Source organism: Streptomyces sp. NPDC004111 (assembly GCF_042874215.1).
In the GTDB taxonomy this organism is placed as follows: domain Bacteria; phylum Actinomycetota; class Actinomycetes; order Streptomycetales; family Streptomycetaceae; genus Streptomyces.
This window is the reverse complement of the sequence record NZ_JBIAMU010000009.1, coordinates 330,926-347,442: the sequence shown is the minus strand read 5'-3', so window position 1 is coordinate 347,442 and position 16,517 is coordinate 330,926. Positions and strand designations below refer to the sequence as shown.

Sequence of the window (16,517 nt, the reverse complement as noted above, 5' to 3'; positions counted from 1 at the left end):
TACCGTTACAGTAGCGCTCGTTCCGGGCCGCGTCAGCACCTGCCTGCGGTCCGGTTCCCCTGCCACCACTCCCCCGGAGGACCCATGTCCCGTTCTGTCCGGGTCGGCGCTGCCGCGCTGGCCCTCTCCTTCGCCGCGGCGGGCTGTTCCGCGGGTCCGCCGCAGGCCGGTGCCGCCGCCGAGGGGGTGCGCGTCACCAGCTGCGGGCGGGAGTTGACGTTCCCGAAGACGCCGCAGCGCGCGGTCACCCTCGACCAGTCGGCGACCGAGGTGCTGCTGGAACTGGGGCTCCAGGGGCGGATGGCGGGCACGTCCAACCTGAAGACGCGGATCGCGCCGGAGTACCGGGCGGCGTACGGAAAGGTCCCGGTGCTCAGCCCGAAGCTGCTCGGCGGCGAGCAACTGCGCGCCGCCGCCCCGGACCTGGTGGTCGCCGGTTTCGACGACCACTTCACCAAGGACCGCACCGGGACCCGGGAGGAGCTGGCCGGGCTCGGGCTGCCGTCCTTCCTGAGCGCGGTGGACTGCCCGAAGCAGAACGCGGCCGGGAAGTCCCCCTTCGACCTGCTGCTGGACGACTACCGGAACCTGGGCAGGATCTTCGGCGTCGAGGAGCGGGCCGCGAAGCTCGTCCGGGAGCAGCGTGCCGCGCTCGACCGGGCGGCCGGGTCCGCGGCCTCGGTGCGCGGCGAACCGAAGGTGGTGTGGGTCTACTCGGTGTACGGGGACGCCCCGTACGTCGCCGGGGGAACCGCGATGGCCAGCGAGCTCAGCCGGATCGTCGGCGCGCGGAACGTCTTCGACGACCTCGACGAGGACTGGCCCTCCGTCACCTGGGAGGAGATAGCCGCGCGGAAGCCGGACTTCGTCGTGGTCGGCGATCTGTCCGAGCGCGGCAAGCCGGGCGACAGCGCCGCCGACAAGCTGGCGGCGATCCGCGGCAACCCGGTGATGGCCCAGCTGCCGGCCGTCGCAGGAAGCCGGTTCGTCACGATTCCCGGCACCCTGATGGACCCGTCGGTACGGACCGTGGACGCACTGCCGCTGCTCACCGAAGCGATGAAGGACCTCGGCCATGCCCGGCGCTAGCGGCAGCGCCGCCGGTGCGGGGAGCACTGCCGCGCTGCTGGACCCCTCCGTCCCGCTGGAGCCGGTGCCCGGCGGCACGGACGGCGCGCCGGTGGCCGTACCGGTAAGGCGGAGCACCGCACGGGTGGTGCTGCTGTTCGCCGCCGGGTGCGTGGTGCTGCTGGTGTCGGTGGTCGTGTCGGTGCGGATCGGGTCCACGCCGGTCGGCTACGGGGACGTGCTGCGCAGCGTCGCCTCGCGGCTGGGGATCGAGGCGGGCGGTGCACCGGTGCCGCGCCTGCTGGACTCGCTTGTCTGGGAGTTGCGGGTGCCGCGGGTGCTGCTGGCCGCACTGGTCGGGGCGTCGCTCGCGGTGTGCGGGGCGGTGCTCCAGGCGGTCACCCGCAACGCGCTCGCCGACCCGTATCTGCTCGGGGTGTCCTCGGGGGCGTCGACCGGGGCGGTGGTGGTGGTCGTCCTCGGCTTCGGGGCGCAGACCTTCGGGGTGACCGGCGGGGCCTTTCTCGGGGCGCTGCTGTCGTTCGGGCTGCTGATGCTGCTGCTCGGGCACGGCGGGCTCGACTCGGTGCGGATCGTCCTGACCGGGGTCGTGGTGGCGCAGCTGTTCACGGCGCTGACCTCGCTGGTGCTGATGGCCTCCGGGGACGCGGACGTGGTGCGGGCGATCACGCAGTGGCTGCTGGGGTCGATGGCGTCGGCCCGGTGGGACGCGGTGCTGGTGTGCGCGGCGGTGACGGCCGCCGGGTGCGCGCTCGTGTGGGGCGCTTCCGGTGCGCTGGACGGGCTTTCGTTCGGCAGTGACACGGCCGCTTCGCTCGGGGTCGAGGTGCGCAGGACGCGCGGTGTACTGCTGGTGGTGACCTCGCTGATGGCGGCGGTCGCGGTGGCGGCGGTCGGCGCGATCGGGTTCGTGGGGCTCATCGTGCCGCACGGGGTCCGGTTCCTGGTGGGGCCCGCGCACCGGGTGCTGCTGCCGTTCTCGGCGGTGGCCGGGGCGGTGTTCCTGGTGTGGACGGACGCGCTGGCGCGGGTGGCGTTCGCGCCGCGGGAGGTGCCGGTGGGGGTGTTCACGGCGCTGCTCGGGGTGCCGCTGTTCCTGTGGGTGCTGCGCCGGAGGGGGGACCTGTGAGGATCTCCGCCGAGGGGCTGACCTGGTCGGTGGGCGGCCGGGAGGTGGTGCGCGGGGTCTCGCTGGAGGTCGCGCCCGGCACGACGGCCGGGCTGATCGGGCCCAACGGTTCCGGCAAGTCCTCGCTGCTGCGCTGCCTGGCCGGGCTGCGTACGCCGGACGCCGGTTCGGTGTCGTACGACGGTGTGGACGTACGGGGGTGGAGCGCGCGGCGTCTGGCGCGGCGGGCGGCCTTCGTGGAGCAGTCCGTCGACCTGGAGAGCGAACTGCGGGTCGCGGAGGTGGTGGGGCTGGGCCGGACCCCGTTCCGCGGCCGGTGGGGCGGGGCGAGCGCCACGGACCGGGCCGTGGTGGCGGCGGCACTGGAACGGGTGGGACTGACGGAACTCGCGGACCGGGAGTGGCGCGCGCTCTCCGGGGGCGAGCGGCAGCGGGCGCACATCGGGCGGGCGCTGGCGCAGCGGCCACGGGCGCTGCTCCTCGACGAGCCCACCAACCACCTCGATGTGAAGCACCAGTTGGAGCTGATGGAGCTGCTCGGCGAGAGCGGCCGGACGGTGCTGGTGGCGCTGCACGACCTGGCGCTGGCCGCCAGGTACTGCGACCGGCTGCTGCTGATGTGCGACGGCCGGCTGGTCGCGGCCGGGACGCCCGCCGAGGTGCTGACGAGGCCGCTGCTCGCGGAGGTCTTCGAGGTGGACGCCGAGATCGGCACCGACCCGCTGGGCCGCCTCGCGGTCGCCTACCGGGGGGCCGCGCCGGCGGGGGCTCCGGCGCGGAGCCACAGCGAGGAACAGGACGGGAACCGGCCCGGGGGCCGGGACGGGAACGAGAAGAAGGAAGTGTCATGGACGTGATCAGGACTGCCGGTATGGACGCACTGGTCGAGGAGGTGCTGGCGGGCGGACACGGGCCTTCGCCGGACGGGCTGACGGCGACCAGTGTGTTCTGGGCGCACCACGGCACCCGGCTGGCGGGCGGCACCACGACGTACCTCAACCAGTACGTGCTGGTGCGGGCCGGTGCCGCCTTCGGGGCCTGCGCCTTCGAGTCGGGCGAGCTGGACGCGGGGGTGTGCGGGGCGCTGTCGGGGAGTTCGCTGGGGGCGCTGCTGCGGGACCCGGCCAGGGCGGTGCGGGTGGCCGCGCTGGACGCGTATCTGGCGGCGGTGCGCCCGCACCGGGGCGACCCGGGAGCGGAGCCGGTGACGTTGCCGGCCGGGCCCCCGGAGGTACGGGCGGTGGCCCGGGACACCGCGATAGCCGGGCTGCTCGACCTGCGCCGAGGGGCCCGGGTGGCGCTGATCGGGGTGGTCGATCCGCTGGTCGCGGCGATCCGGGAACGCGGCGGGGTGCCGCTGCTGTGCGACTTCCGGCAGCGGGCGACGCGGTGGGGCGACCCGGTGGGCGCGGACATGGGCGAGGTGCTGGCGACGGCGGACGCGGTGGTGGCCACCGGGATGACCCTGAGCAACGGCTCGTTCGACACGGTCCTGGCGCACTGCCGGGAGCGGGGCGTGCCGCTGGTGGTGTACGCGCAGACCGGCAGCGCGGTGGCGCGGGCGTTCCTGGGGGCGGGGGTGAGCGCGGTGTCGGCGGAACCGTTCCCGTTCTCCCAGTTCAGCGCGGACCCCACGGTGCTGTACCGGTACCGGGCCGGCGTCGCGGAGGGCACCGTCGCCGGAGATTCCGCCGCCGGGGCCGCCGTCGCGGAGGGCACCGTCGCCGCGGGATCCGCCGCCGCGGAAGGCACCGTCGCCGGAGATTCCGCCGCCGGGGCCGCCGTCGCGGAGGGTGTCGCGTGAGGGCCGTCGCCGTACCGCCGCCGCGTGTCCTCGGGCCGGGCCGTACCGGTGCGGGGCACGCGCCCTGCCACCACGGCGAGATCCTCCAGGGCTTCTTCCGCGACCCGGCGGGGCGCCCGCGCGCGGGGCTGGTGACGCTGCCCGTACCCGGGCCGGGCAGCCGGGCGCGCTTCGTACCGCGTCCGGGGAGTGCGCCGGACGCGGTCACGGTGACACCGGCGGACCGCACCAAGGCGCTGCGGGCCGCGCGGCTCGCCGTCGAGGAGTGCGCGCGCGGCACCGGAACCCCGGTGTGCGGGGGCGAGTTGCGGATGGGCGGCAGCCTCCCGGTCGGGCTGGGCATGGGGTCCTCCAGCAGCGATGTGCTCGCGGCGCTGCGCGCGGTCGCGGACGCCTTCGGGGCGGACCTGGACGCGGACACCCTGGCCTCGCTCGCGGTACGGGCGGAGGGGGCGTCCGACCCGTTGATGCTGGACGGCCGCCCGGTGCTGTTCGCGCAGCGGGAGGGCCGGGTGCTGGAGGTGCTCGGCGAGGCGCTGCCGCCGGTGGTCGTGGTCGGCTGCACGCTGGGCGGCGGCCGGCCGGTGGACACACTGGCACTGGCCGGACGCGACCTGTCCCCGGGGAGCGACGGCGTGGCCGAACTCGACGCGTACGAAAGGCTGCTGGACCTTCTGCGGCAGGCGGTGCGGGAGGCCGATCCGGTGCTCCTGGGGCGGGTCGCCACCGCGAGTGCGCGGCTCGGCCGGCGGCGGCTGGCGCACCCGGAGTTCCCCGCGCTGGTGGAGGTGGCGGAACGGCTCGGCGCCGTGGGGGTGCAGGTCGCGCACAGCGGCAACGTGGCGGGGCTGCTCCTGGACCCGTCGGGCGGCGGGCTGCGGCGCCGGGTGCGGGGGTGCGCGCGGGCCCTGACCGCACTCGGCCTCCCCGTCACCCGGATCTTCGCCACGTACGGCCCCGCCGCTCCCCCTGCTCTCCCGTACTCCCCTTGTCCCTCCCCCCATTCCTCTCCTCGCACCTCCCTCCGGAACGGAGCCCTTTCGTGGACACGCACATAGCGGAGGCGGTCGGCCGCCCCGATCTGGTCCGGCTCGACGACGGACTGCTGTGCCTGCGCTTCGAGACGATGAAGGTCGTCTCCGCGCTCGCCGCCGTCCGCCAGCTGCTCGACAGCGGGGCGGTGCGGCGCGGGGACACCCTGGTGGACAGTTCCAGCGGGATCTACGCCTACGCGCTGGCGCTGGCCTGCCACCGGTACGGCATGGGCTGCGTCATCGTCGGCTCCACCACCGTGGACCGCACGCTGCGCGTCCAGTTGGAGGTGCTGGGCGCCCGGCTGGAGCAGATGCCGCCGTGCGACGACCTCAAGCTGGACCAGCGGCGGCGGGTGGCCAGGGTCGGCGAGATCCTGGCCGCGCACCCCGGCTACCACTGGATGCGGCAGTACCACGACGACATCCACTACCTCGGCTACCGCGCGGTCGCCGACCTGGTGCGGCGCACGACGGACGTCCGGCGGCTCACCCTGGTCGGCGGGGTCGGTTCGGGCGCGTCCACCGGGGCGCTCGCCGGATACCTGCGGGAGCACGCGCCGGGGGTGCAGCTCGCCGGTGTCCAGCCGTACGGCAGTGTCACCTTCGGCAGCGAGCAGGTCGCCGACCCGGAGATCATCATCGCCGGGATCGGCAGCTCCATCCCCTTCCGGAACGTCGCCCACGAGCGGTACGACACCGTGCACTGGATGTCGTTCGCAACGGCGCTGTCCGGCAGCGTCGACCTGTTGCGGCGGCACGCGGTGTTCGCCGGGCTGTCCACCGGGGCCGGTTATCTGGCGGCCCGCTGGGAGCGGGGGCTCGCACCGGACCGGACCGTACTGTTCCTGGCGGCCGACACCGGGCACCGGTACGCGGACTCGGTCTTCGCCCGGCACGAGGAGGCCGCGGCGGTCGGGGACCTGAAGCCGGTGGACGTGACGTCCACCGCGGAACTGGCGCTTCCGTGGTCGCGGATGCGGTGGGGCCGGGCGCCGGGGCCGCGGGCGGCCGATGCCACGGCGGACGCGGCTGCCCGCGCGGCTGCCCGCACGGCCGGTCCGGCGGACGCCTGACCGGTGGCGCGGGCGCGCGCCCTCAAGAGGGCGGGTGGGCGGTTCCGGTTTCCCGGCGCCGCCCGCCCGCCCGGCGTTCCCCTCGGCAGGGTTGCCTCAGTGCGTCCGCATCAGCCCAGCTCGTCGCGGATCAGCTCACGGACCATCCGGCACGTGGTGTTGGACGGCGGGTGAATGCCCACACGGGCCGCCGTGGCGCGGATCTTGCGGTTGGTCGCCTTCTCGGGGACGTACACCCCGGTGTCCATCAGGGCTATCGCCAGGCGCATGGCCTTGAGACGGCGGTTGTGGGAGATGTACCACTCGCGCGGCCGGCCGGCCGGGAGGGGCTTCTTCCTGAGGGGCCTGCGGTCGGCCCCGGTCGGCTTCTTCGGCTTTCCTGGCAGGGCATTCGTCATGAGTACGGCAGCGGCCACGAGCATCCTCCTGATGCGGTCGACAACCCTCTCGAACAACGTCCATTTTACTTCCCACCACTGACAATCGCCGCTGGCCAGACGGCATTTGAGGCCGGGTGCGGGGTGGGGCGGGGGGTACCGTTGGGGCATGGAGATCTGGATCAATCCCGCATGTTCGAAGTGCCGTTCCGCGGTGCGGCTGCTCGACGAGGAGGGGGCCGCGTACACGGTGCGGCGCTACCTCGACGACGTACCCGACGAGGCGGAGATCCGGGCGGTGCTCGGACGGCTCGGCCTGGAGCCGTGGGACATCACCCGCACCCAGGAGGCGGCGGCGAAGGAGCTGGGGCTCAAGGACTGGCCGCGGGACGCGGACGCCCGGGAGCGGTGGGTCGCGGCGCTCGCCGCGCACCCGAAGCTGATCCAGCGTCCGATCATCACGGCCGACGACGGCACGGCGGTGGTCGGACGCACGGAGGAGGCGGTACGGGACGCGCTGGGGCGCTGACGCGGGGAGCGCGGGGACGCTGGGCGCTGGGCTGGGCGTACGGGGCTTACCCGGGCCGGAGTGTGCGGGGGCGGAGTGCACCCGGGCCGGAGTGTGCGGGGGCGGAGTGCACCCGGGCCGGGGCGTGCGGGGCGGGGGCTTACCCGGGCCGGGGCGTACCGGGGCCGGGGTGTGCGGGGGCGGAGTGCACCCGGGCCAGGGGGCACCGGGCGGCGCCCTCCCCTCGCCGTGCCTGCGGCGCCGGTGGCACGGCGAGGGGAGGCGGGCCCGGGGTGTGGCCCCGGGGTGTGGCCCACGGTGTTACGGCTGCGGCTTTTCCCGGGCCTCGGTCAGGGACCGGTCCGCCTCCGCCAGGATCTCCGTGACGCGCAGGCCGAAGCGGGCGTCGCAGGGGTGCGGGGTGCCGGTGCGGGCGGACTCCAGGAGGGCGTCGATCGCGGTGCCGAATGTGTCGACGGCCGCGCCCCACGAGCCGGGCAGGGAGTGGACGCCCGGTGTGCCGCGGAGTTCGACGGTGACGCCCGACGCCTCGGGCGGTGCGCTCAGGCTGAGGGTGGACGTGCTGGAGGCCCCCGAGGTGTGACGCAGCGCCAGGTGGACGGTGTCGCCGGGGCCCTCGGCCGCCGTCAGCCGCGTCACGTCGCCGAGGACCGGCAGGAGTACGGAGAGGGCGTGCGGGCCCACGTCCCACAGCCCGCCCTTCTCGCCGCGCCAGGGGGACGCCGCGTACGGGCTGGAGGCGCCGGGTGCGAAGAGGGCGCCCAGCCAGTCGGCGCGGGCGGTGTACCAGCCGTCGGCGGCGGCCTGCCGCGCGACCCAGGGGGCGGTGCCGGCGGCGAACCGCAGGGTGAAGAAGACCACCGAGGAGACCCCGGCCTCCTCCGCGGCCTCCGCGACTTGGCGGGCCCCTTCGACGGTGGTGGCCACCGGCTTGTCCAGCAGCAGATGACAGCCCGCCCGCGCGGCGCGGACCGCGAGGGGCGCCTGGATGTCCGGCGGCAGGGCCACGGCGACGGCGTCGCAGGCGGCGAAGAGGGCGTCGACGTCGTCGTACGCGGTGGTGGAGTGCGCCTCGGCGATGGCGGCGGCGGCCTCGGGGCGGCGCCCCCAGACCCCGACGAAGTCGACGCCGGGGTGGGCGGCGAGGGCCGGGGCGTGGGTGCGGTCGGCCCAGGGGCCGGTACCGAGGAGGCCGATGCGGGTGGGGGCGGGAGTGGGTGCGGAGGTGGTCATGCGGACCAGTCTGCACGGTGGGTCGGGGCGGCGGCGGGCTCCCGCCGCACGGGGCTCGTTCCCCACCCCGCCCCTGCCCGGAAGGGGTGGCGAGCCCTCCCGTGCCGGGTGCAGATCCGCGGGCGGTATGTGCCCGCTCGCGCGCCTCCCCGCGCCCCTTCCCGGGTCGGGGAGGGGCCAAGGGCCGCCGCGGGCACGGCACTGCGACGCACGTCACGTCCCCTCCGCCCCAGGTAACACGGGGTTCACAAACGGGCAACGGACGGGAAATCCCCGATTGCCAGGCTGCCGACCATCACCGCAGCAGCACGGGGCGCAGCACCGCCCCGCCACCGCCGCACCGGTGGCACCGCACCCCGCAGCCGCGTAGAACCCGCAAAGGATGGCGTCCGTGACGTTCAAGGCCGAGTACATCTGGATCGACGGCACCGAGCCGACCGCCAAGCTCCGCTCCAAGACCAAGATCCTCGCCGACGGCGCGGCCCTGCCGCTGTGGGGCTTCGACGGCTCCAGCACCAACCAGGCCGTCGGCCACGCCTCCGACCTCGTACTGAACCCGGTGTTCTCCTGCCCCGACCCGATCCGCGGCGGCAACGACATCCTCGTCATGTGCGAGGTGCTGAACATCGACATGACGCCGCACTCCTCCAACACCCGCGCCGAACTGCGCCCGCTCGCCGAGCAGTTCGCCGGCCAGGAGCCGATCTTCGGCATCGAGCAGGAGTACACCTTCTTCGAGGGCGACCGTCCGCTCGGCTTCCCGGCGGGCGGCTTCCCGGCCGCGCAGGGCGGCTACTACTGCGGTGTCGGCGCCGACGAGATCTTCGGCCGCGAGATCGTCGAGAAGCACCTCGACCACTGTCTGACGGCCGGTCTCGGCATCTCGGGCATCAACGCCGAGGTCATGCCCGGCCAGTGGGAGTTCCAGGTGGGCCCGCTGTCCCCGCTGGAGGTCTCCGACCAGTTGTGGATCGCCCGCTGGCTGCTGTACCGCACCGCCGAGGACTTCGGTGTGTCCGCGACGCTCGACCCGAAGCCGGTGAAGGGCGACTGGAACGGCGCGGGCGCGCACACCAACTTCTCCACCAAGGCGATGCGCGAGGGGTACGACGCGATCATCACGGCGTGCGAGTCGCTGGGCGAGGGCTCGAAGCCGATGGACCACGTGAAGAACTACGGCGCGGGCATCGACGACCGCCTCACCGGTCTGCACGAGACCGCCCCGTGGAACGAGTACAGCTACGGCGTCTCCGACCGCGGCGCCTCGGTCCGCATCCCCTGGCAGGTCGGCCAGGAGAAGAAGGGCTACATCGAGGACCGCCGCCCCAACGCCAACGTCGACCCGTACGTCGTCACCCGGCTGATGGTCGAGACCTGCTGCACCGCGCTGGAGAAGGCCGGCCAGGTCTGAGCCGGTGGCCGCCGGACCGGTCCGGCGGGGACCGGTCCGGCGAGGACCGTGGCCTGTGGGGGCCGCCCGTACGCATCGCGCGTGCGGGCGGCCCTCCGTGCGTTGCCGGCCACCGCGTTGTCAGTGCCGTGTGCCAGGGTGACGTCATGTCCGACAGGCTCGAAGTCACCGTCCAGCAGGAGCTCGGCGCTCCGGTGGTCCGCCCCAGCGCCGCGGAGTTGACCGCGCTCGTGCACCGCATCGGCGCGGACGGAGACCGCTTCCTGGTGGTCGAGCCGATACCCGACGACCCGCAGACCTACGTCCAGGTGTGGCACGCGACCGGCGGGGGCTACGACCTGGAGCACCGCGCGGGCGGCCCCGCCGCGCACTACGGGGCCGAGTTGTCCGCTCCCGCGCCGGTGGCCGCCGTGATGTGCCGCTGGGCGGCCGGCGAGGAGCACTGGGACCGCGGCGTGACGTGGGAGCACCAGGACCACGGCACGCCGGAGAGCGAACCGGTGCCCGAGCTGCCCGACGAGCTGCACGCCCGGGTGGCGGCATCGGTACGGGAGTTGCTGGTGGGCGGGTACCGCGGCCCGGCCCTGCTGGTGCGGGCGGTGGAGGACATCCACGGGGACGAGGTGTCCGCTCCGCAGGCGTGGCAGGTGGTGAACCGGCTCTGGGCGCAGCGGATCGAGGAGCAGCGGGAGTGGGGCGCGGAGAAGACCGACCCGGAGCGGCTGAGCGAGGCGTTCGGGGTGCTGGACGCGGCCGGGATCATCGCCCGGGAGGACTTCACCTGCTGCCGGTCCTGCGGCCTGGCCGAGATCGGCGGGGAGGGCCCCGAGGACTCCCGCGGCTTTGTGTTCTTCCACACGCAGGGCACGGCAGCGGCGGCGGCCGGCGGTGGACTCTCCCTGTACTACGGCGGGTTCGCCGATTCGCCGGAGGTGACGGCGTCGGTCGGCCGGGAGGTGGTGGCGGCACTGGGCGCCGCGGGACTGGGGACGCGGTGGGACGGGTCGCCGGACAGGGCGATCGAGCTGACACCGCTGGACTGGCGCAGGCGGCTCCCGGGGTGAGAGCGGCACCGGGGGCGTGGGGCGCACGGGGGCGCACTGCCGCACAGGCCTCCTGCTGGGCTCGTACGTCTGGTCTAATGGGGCACATGACCGGCTTCCAGAACCCCACCGCTACAGGTCGCTTCGACCTGGAGCCGTTCTGGCCTTCCCGTCAGCACCACGACTTCGACCGGGTCTGTTGTCGCGCGACGAACGCGCGAGCCCTCTAAAGCCGTTCCCGCGGGACGTCGGACCACCCGGTCCGGCCCTTCCCCCGACGACGGCCTTCGGTCCGCGCGCATCCGTAGGAAGCAGTACGCCACCGCGTGACCCTCCGCGGCGGTCTCCTCCGCGCGAAAGATGCTGACCTGCCATGACGAACACCCGTACCCGTACGTTCCCCGTCTCCTCCGCGGCAACGGCCGCCCAGCGCCGGGCCGTTCACGAACCGCTGCGTCCGCCGGCCCACCGGTTGCGGGCCGTCGACCGCGACGAGGTGGCGCCGCCGTCCGCCCCGGCCGCGCTGCGCCCGGCCTACGACGTGGCCGACTACCTGCCGCCGGGCGCCACTTGGCTGCCCGCCCCGCAGCACACGCTGCCCGCGCTGCCGGGCCGCCCCGCGATGGTCGGCTACCTGGTGCTGGTACCGGCCGACCAGCAGCAGAGCGCGCCGCCCGTGCTCGTACCGGAGCGGACGCTGCCGGAGCGGGCCCCGACCGAGCGGACTCTGCCGGAGCGGGCCGCCCAGGCGCCGGTCCGCCCGCAGGGGCCCCGGGCGTCCGTGGCGGGCGCCGAGGCCGACCCGGTGCGGCAGGGGCCGGTGCGGATCGACTCCTCGCGGCGGCTCGTCGAGGTGGCGGGCCGGGTGCTGGACCTGACGTACCTGGAGTTCGAGCTGCTGGCGCACCTGGTCGCGCACCCGCACCGGGTGCACACCCGGGACCAGCTGGTGACCACGGTCTGGGGCTACGGGCACGTCGGCGACGGCCGCACCGTGGACGTCCACATCGCCCGGCTGCGCCGCAAGCTGGGCGCCGAGCACCGCCGGAGCATCCAGACGGTGCGCCGGGTGGGATACAAGTACGCTCCCTGAGCCACTGTCCCGCCGGGGCGGCCCGGCGGGCCGGGGCCGGTCGCGGGCCCCGCACGGACGGGTGGTGCCAGGTACACCCCCGCCTCGGGTGCGGGGCCCCATGACCTCGGCACTCTCCCCGGGTGAGACTGTGCATGCGGTGAGGCTGCGGAGCCTCGGCGCACGACCGCGGCCGGAGAGGGACCCACCACCATGAATGCCACCCAGATACGCGCTTCGCTCCTCGCGGGGGCACGCGGGCTCGGGTTGTCGATCGCCTCGATCGCCGTCTCGTGCGTCCTGTTCTCCTTCACCCTGATCTCGCTGGTCCTCGTCGTGATCGGGGTGGGTGTCTTCACCACCCCCGTGGTGCTCGGGTGGGTCCGCGCGTGGGCCAACCGCCGCCGGCTGCTGGCCGGGACCTGGTCGGACGTGCGGATCGCCGTCCCGTACCGGCCGCTGCCCGCGGACGTGCGCGGCGGGATCACCGGGCAGGTGGAGCGGACCTCGCTGATGCTGAAGGACCCGGCGACCTGGCGGGACCTCCAGTGGCTGTTCGTGGACCTGTCGGCGGGGGCGCTCACCGCGCTCCTGCCGGCGCTGCTGCTCTTCTACCCCCTGGAGAGCGTGGTCCTGGCGGCCGGGCTGTGGCGGGTGTTCGCCGACGGCGGCGACGTGTACTGGTACACCTTCGTGCCGGTCAGCGGCCAGACCACCGGTCTGCTCGCGATGGCCGTCGGCGCGGTGATCCTCTTCTTCGGCATCCGGTACAACCCGGTGGTCCTGCGGGCCCACTTCCGCCTCGCCGGGTTCTTCCTGAACCCGACGGCTCAGGCCACCCTCGCCCAGCGGGTGGAGAAGCTGACCGAGACCCGGCACGACGCCCTCGACACCTCCGCCGCCGAACTGCGCCGCATCGAGCGCGACCTGCACGACGGCGCCCAGGCCAGGCTCGTCGCCATGGGCATGAACCTGGGCACCATCGAGGCACTGGTGGAGAAGGACCCGGCACGGGCGAAGAAGCTCCTGGCGATGGCCCGCGAGTCCTCCGCCGAGGCCCTGACCGAGCTGCGCGACCTGGTGCGCGGCATCCACCCGCCGGTGCTCGCCGAGCGGGGGCTGGGCGACGCGGTGCGGGCCCTGGCGCTGCGGCTGCCGATCGAGACGGAGGTCTCGGTGGACCTGCCGGGGCGGGCGGACGCCCCGGTGGAGTCGGCGGCGTACTTCGCGGTGAGCGAGGTGCTGACGAACGCGGTCAAGCACGCCGAGGCGGACCGCGTGTGGATCGACATCCACCACACGGGCAAGGGCCCCACCGGCGTGATCCGCATCTCGGTCACCGACAACGGCAAGGGCGGCGCCACGGTGGGAGGCGGCTCGGGGCTGAGCGGAGTCGAACGCCGACTCGGTACATTCGACGGTGTTCTGGCCGTCAGCAGTCCCGCGGGCGGTCCCACCATGGTGACCATGGAGATTCCTTGCGCGTCCTTCTAGCCGAAGACCTCTTTCTGCTCCGTGACGGCCTGGTCAGGATGCTCGAAGCGTTCGACTTCGAGGTCCTGGCCGCCGTCGAGACCGGGCCCGAACTGACCAAGGCCTTCGCGGAGTTGGAGCCGGACGTCGCCGTCGTCGACGTCCGGCTCCCGCCGTCCCACACCGACGAGGGCCTCCAGTGCGCGCTGGCCGCCCGCCGGGCCAGACCCGGCCTGCCCGTCCTCGTGCTGTCGCAGCACGTGGAGCAGTTGTACGCGCGCGAACTGCTCGCGGACGGGAACGGGGGCATCGGGTACCTCCTCAAGGACCGGGTGTTCGACGCGGAGCAGTTCATCGACGCGGTGCGCAGGGTGGCGGGCGGGGGCACCGCGATGGACCCGCAGGTCATCTCGCAGCTGCTGTCGCGCCGGGCGCAGGACAAGCCGATAGGCCAGCTCACCCCGCGCGAGAAGGAGGTGATGGAGCTGATGGCGCAGGGCCGCTCCAACGCCGCCATCGCCGCCCAGCTCTTCGTCACCGAGCGGGCGGTCGCCAAGCACACCTCGAACATCTTCGGCAAGCTGGACCTGCCGGTTTCGGACGACGACAACCGGCGGGTCCTCGCGGTGCTGGCGTACCTGGACAGGTGAGCCGGGCGGCCCCCTCCCGCGCCCGCGACGCGCTCGGCGGGCGCGGACCGGGCTCGCGGCGGGCGCGGACCCGGGGCGCGGAAACAGGAGCGGCCACGGATGCGGCCCTGGTAAAGGACGACAATCCGCCGACGCGTGCATAACCTGTGTGCGTCACGGCGACGTGGCCGAAACCGGTGTGCAGAGAGAGGAACCCCGACGTGCGTGAGCGGTGGATGCCGGTTTCCTTGGCCGTTGCCGGAAGCGCGGCGCTGATGGTGCTGACCGCCGGGTGCGGCGGGCCCGTGGCGTCGGCGCCCCGGCTGGATCCGGGGGTGTCGCCGACGCCGCAGAAGTCCGCCGCCGTACTGGACTACCCGCCGTTCATCGGGGTGCTGACCGAGGGCGACGACCACTGGTGCACCGCCAGCGTGGTGGACAGTCCCAAGGGGAACATCGTCGCCACCGCCGCGCACTGCGTGGGCGAGATCGAGGGCGAGGCGAAACGGTCCATCTCCTTCGCGCCCGGCTTCTCCGGCCAGGGCAAGGGGAAGCAGCCGTACGGGGCGTGGCGGGTGCGGTCCGTGCAGGTCGACGACCGGTGGCAGGAGCAGGAGGACGACCCGTACGACTTCGCCTTCCTGGCCCTGGAGCCCGACGCCGAGGGCCGCAACGTGCAGGACGTGGTGGGGGCCGCCGGACTCGACTGGGACTCCGGCCCCGAGCGTCAGGTGACGGTGGTCGGCTACCCGGAGCCGGACCACAACCCGGACAACCGCCCCGTCACCTGCACCACCGACAGCAAGCAGGACGAGGAACTGCCCGGAATGGTGCAGATGCAGTGCGCGGGCTTCTGGAACGGGACCAGCGGCAGCCCCTGGCTCACCGACTACCGGGGGCCCGACCGGCCGGGCAAGCTCATCGGGGTGCTCAGCGGCGGTGACACCGACTCCGAGTCGACGGCCGCGCTCTTCGGAGCCCCGGCACGGGCCCTTTATCAGCGGGCACTCAAGGCCTGAGCGGGAATTCCCTTATTTGGTGCGTTCCCACGAAATCGGGGAGCGGCCGGAAATCGGTTGAACACGCCGCTCCTTTCGTACGTATGGAACTTCGCCCGGAAGAAAGCGAAGGACCCCATGGGCCACAAGCGTTCGAAATTGGCGAACAGGACGATCGTCGCCACCGCCGCACTCGTCATCGGCGGGGGCGGAATGGTCGCACTGAATGTGCATGCCTCCGCCTCCGAGGAACCGGCCGCATTACCACCCGGACCACGCATGGCGACCATCAGCTGTCCCGATGTGGCCAATTCCCTCCCCGAGGTGCCGCGCGGCGCACGGCAGGACGTCGACCGGGAACTCGCGGCGATGGACAGCCAGATCACCGAGGCGTACCGCGAGTTCGCCGGGTCGAAGGACCGCAGGGACCAGCAGGCCGTGCTCGGGCCGCTGAAGAACGAGCGCGCCGCGTCGCTGGGCCGGATCGGCGACAGCGTGGCCGAGCAGCCCGGGGCCGCCCGCCCGCAGAACCTCGACGAACTGGCCCCGTGCACGATGCGCGCGGACGACGGCGGAAGCGGCACCCGCGGCGGAGGGGACGGCCAGGACGACGGGAAGGCCGGGTCCGGGCAGGGCGGCGGGGCGCAGGCCGGCAACGGGCCCGAGCGCTCCGACTTCGTCGACATCCGGTCCGTACGCCCCGCTGCCGCCCAGCCCCGCAATCGCCGCACCGCCTCGCGCGGCACCTTCACCACCGCCTGCGGCCGAAACGAAAACGGCAAGTTCAACCCGGACAATGTCATTGTCGCGCCCGGCGTGAGCAATGGCGCACACCATATGCACGACTACGTCGGCAATCAGGCGACCGACGCCTTCTCCACCGACGACGTACTCGCCGCCGGAAGGACCACCTGCCGCAATCCCGGCGACCGTTCCACCTACTACTGGCCCGTGCTCCGGCTCCAGAACGGAAAGGACGAGTCGGATTCCGGCGCGGACGGCGGCGGAAAGGACAGGAACACCGGGGAAATCCAGACCCCGGCCCAGGTCACCCTCAATTTCGTGGGGAATCCGACCGCCCGGGTCGTCGCCATGCCGCGCTTTCTGCGGATCATCACCGGGGACGCGAAGGCCTTCACCAACGGCACCGCGAACGCCAACGCCTCGTGGAGCTGCACCGGCTTCGAGAACAGGCAGCTGAAGGACAAGTACCCCCTCTGCCCGCGCGGCAGCCAGGTGGTCCGTACGTTCCGGTTCCAGAGCTGCTGGGACGGGTCGAACGCGGACAGCGCCAACCACCGCACCCATGTCGCCTTCGCCCGCCCCGACGGGTCCTGCGCCACCGGCTTCCGGCCGATCCCGCAACTCGTGCAGCGGATCGTGTACGCGGTGCCGCCGGGCCCCGGGTTCGCCGTCGACTCGTTCCCCGAGCAGCTGCACAAGCCCGTGACCGACCACGGCGACTTCATCAACGTCTTCGACGAGCAGCTGATGCGGCGGATGGTGGGCTGCATCAACAGCGGGCAGCGCTGCCGCTGAGGCATGCGCAGGGGCCCGCCACCGAGGCCCCTGCGCTCCGCCGGGGCCCGCCGCCGTGGCCCTGCGCTCCCCCGAACCTGCGCG

16 protein-coding genes are annotated in these 16,517 nt (G+C 73.7%); 14 read left to right on the top strand and 2 right to left on the bottom strand.

Features of this window, described 5'->3' with window-relative positions; all coding sequences use genetic code 11:
• Positions 1–84 precede the first annotated feature (84 nt).
• From ACFYVL_RS20125 to ACFYVL_RS20100, 6 genes are read left to right on the top strand one after another with little or no spacing between them, the layout of a single operon-like run.
• Positions 85–1,089, top strand: a complete 1,005-nt coding sequence (locus ACFYVL_RS20125) for an ABC transporter substrate-binding protein (protein ID WP_389246529.1) — start codon at positions 85–87, stop codon at positions 1,087–1,089.
• Positions 1,076–2,218 carry a FecCD family ABC transporter permease gene (locus ACFYVL_RS20120; protein ID WP_389246527.1) on the top strand — a complete coding sequence of 381 codons (1,143 nt, stop codon included), beginning with the start codon at positions 1,076–1,078 and terminating at the stop codon, positions 2,216–2,218. Before ACFYVL_RS20125 ends, ACFYVL_RS20120 begins: the two co-directional genes overlap by 14 nt.
• A complete protein-coding gene (locus ACFYVL_RS20115; RefSeq protein WP_389246525.1) occupies positions 2,215–3,075 on the top strand; it encodes an ABC transporter ATP-binding protein in 861 nt (286 codons plus the stop codon). The genes ACFYVL_RS20120 and ACFYVL_RS20115 overlap by 4 nt, the downstream gene beginning before the upstream one ends.
• Positions 3,066–4,022, top strand: coding sequence for a Rossmann-like domain-containing protein (locus tag ACFYVL_RS20110; RefSeq protein ID WP_389246523.1), 957 nt, complete (start codon positions 3,066–3,068; stop codon positions 4,020–4,022). Before ACFYVL_RS20115 ends, ACFYVL_RS20110 begins: the two co-directional genes overlap by 10 nt.
• Positions 4,019–5,080 (top strand): GHMP kinase, encoded by a 1,062-nt coding sequence (locus ACFYVL_RS20105; protein WP_389246521.1) that lies wholly within the window; start codon positions 4,019–4,021, stop codon positions 5,078–5,080. Before ACFYVL_RS20110 ends, ACFYVL_RS20105 begins: the two co-directional genes overlap by 4 nt.
• A complete protein-coding gene (locus ACFYVL_RS20100; protein ID WP_389246519.1) occupies positions 5,065–6,129 on the top strand; it encodes a pyridoxal-phosphate dependent enzyme in 1,065 nt (354 codons plus the stop codon). The genes ACFYVL_RS20105 and ACFYVL_RS20100 overlap by 16 nt, the downstream gene beginning before the upstream one ends.
• Positions 6,130–6,239: 110 nt before the next feature.
• Here the strand turns inward: ACFYVL_RS20100 and ACFYVL_RS20095 are convergent, their stop codons facing one another.
• Positions 6,240–6,527 carry a hypothetical protein gene (locus tag ACFYVL_RS20095; protein ID WP_389246591.1) on the bottom strand — a complete coding sequence of 96 codons (288 nt, stop codon included), beginning with the start codon at positions 6,525–6,527 and terminating at the stop codon, positions 6,240–6,242.
• Positions 6,528–6,675: 148 nt separating this feature from the next.
• Here ACFYVL_RS20095 and ACFYVL_RS20090 point away from each other — a divergent pair, with 148 nt between their 5' ends.
• Positions 6,676–7,035 carry an arsenate reductase family protein gene (locus tag ACFYVL_RS20090; protein ID WP_389246517.1) on the top strand — a complete coding sequence of 120 codons (360 nt, stop codon included), beginning with the start codon at positions 6,676–6,678 and terminating at the stop codon, positions 7,033–7,035.
• A 300-nt stretch (positions 7,036–7,335) separates the two neighbouring features.
• Here the strand turns inward: ACFYVL_RS20090 and ACFYVL_RS20085 are convergent, their stop codons facing one another.
• On the bottom strand, positions 7,336–8,268 hold the full coding sequence (locus tag ACFYVL_RS20085; RefSeq protein ID WP_389246515.1) for a Gfo/Idh/MocA family protein: 933 nt from the start codon (positions 8,266–8,268) through the stop codon (positions 7,336–7,338).
• A 391-nt stretch (positions 8,269–8,659) separates the two neighbouring features.
• On the opposite strand from ACFYVL_RS20085, the gene glnII reads away from it, so the two are divergent.
• The 7 genes from glnII (at position 8,660) to ACFYVL_RS20050 (ending at position 16,433) form a co-directional block, all read left to right on the top strand.
• Positions 8,660–9,679, top strand: a complete 1,020-nt coding sequence (gene glnII, locus ACFYVL_RS20080; RefSeq protein ID WP_389246513.1) for a glutamine synthetase — start codon at positions 8,660–8,662, stop codon at positions 9,677–9,679.
• A gap of 146 nt (positions 9,680–9,825) precedes the next feature.
• Positions 9,826–10,743, top strand: coding sequence for a DUF6891 domain-containing protein (locus ACFYVL_RS20075; RefSeq protein ID WP_389246511.1), 918 nt, complete (start codon positions 9,826–9,828; stop codon positions 10,741–10,743).
• A gap of 352 nt (positions 10,744–11,095) precedes the next feature.
• Positions 11,096–11,815 (top strand): winged helix-turn-helix domain-containing protein, encoded by a 720-nt coding sequence (locus ACFYVL_RS20070; protein WP_389246509.1) that lies wholly within the window; start codon positions 11,096–11,098, stop codon positions 11,813–11,815.
• A 192-nt stretch (positions 11,816–12,007) separates the two neighbouring features.
• Entirely contained in the window at positions 12,008–13,288 is a 1,281-nt protein-coding gene (locus tag ACFYVL_RS20065) for a histidine kinase (RefSeq protein WP_389246507.1), read from the top strand.
• Entirely contained in the window at positions 13,273–13,917 is a 645-nt protein-coding gene (locus tag ACFYVL_RS20060; protein ID WP_389246505.1) for a LuxR C-terminal-related transcriptional regulator, read from the top strand. The genes ACFYVL_RS20065 and ACFYVL_RS20060 overlap by 16 nt, the downstream gene beginning before the upstream one ends.
• A gap of 215 nt (positions 13,918–14,132) precedes the next feature.
• Positions 14,133–14,915, top strand: coding sequence for a trypsin-like serine peptidase (locus ACFYVL_RS20055; RefSeq protein ID WP_389246503.1), 783 nt, complete (start codon positions 14,133–14,135; stop codon positions 14,913–14,915).
• Positions 14,916–15,032: 117 nt separating this feature from the next.
• Positions 15,033–16,433, top strand: coding sequence for a DUF1996 domain-containing protein (locus ACFYVL_RS20050; RefSeq protein WP_389246501.1), 1,401 nt, complete (start codon positions 15,033–15,035; stop codon positions 16,431–16,433).
• Positions 16,434–16,517 lie beyond the last annotated feature (84 nt).

Coding starts and splice junctions, on each gene's coding strand:
- ACFYVL_RS20125 (WP_389246529.1), top strand. CDS start 85: ATGTCCCGTTCTGTCCGGGTCGGCGCTGCCGCGCTGGCCCTCTCCTTC.
- ACFYVL_RS20120 (WP_389246527.1), top strand. CDS start 1,076: ATGCCCGGCGCTAGCGGCAGCGCCGCCGGTGCGGGGAGCACTGCCGCG.
- ACFYVL_RS20110 (WP_389246523.1), top strand. CDS start 3,066: ATGGACGTGATCAGGACTGCCGGTATGGACGCACTGGTCGAGGAGGTG.
- ACFYVL_RS20095 (WP_389246591.1), bottom strand. CDS start 6,527: ATGACGAATGCCCTGCCAGGAAAGCCGAAGAAGCCGACCGGGGCCGAC.
- ACFYVL_RS20090 (WP_389246517.1), top strand. CDS start 6,676: ATGGAGATCTGGATCAATCCCGCATGTTCGAAGTGCCGTTCCGCGGTG.
- ACFYVL_RS20085 (WP_389246515.1), bottom strand. CDS start 8,268: ATGACCACCTCCGCACCCACTCCCGCCCCCACCCGCATCGGCCTCCTC.
- ACFYVL_RS20075 (WP_389246511.1), top strand. CDS start 9,826: ATGTCCGACAGGCTCGAAGTCACCGTCCAGCAGGAGCTCGGCGCTCCG.
- ACFYVL_RS20070 (WP_389246509.1), top strand. CDS start 11,096: ATGACGAACACCCGTACCCGTACGTTCCCCGTCTCCTCCGCGGCAACG.
- ACFYVL_RS20065 (WP_389246507.1), top strand. CDS start 12,008: ATGAATGCCACCCAGATACGCGCTTCGCTCCTCGCGGGGGCACGCGGG.
- ACFYVL_RS20055 (WP_389246503.1), top strand. CDS start 14,133: ATGCCGGTTTCCTTGGCCGTTGCCGGAAGCGCGGCGCTGATGGTGCTG.
- ACFYVL_RS20050 (WP_389246501.1), top strand. CDS start 15,033: ATGGGCCACAAGCGTTCGAAATTGGCGAACAGGACGATCGTCGCCACC.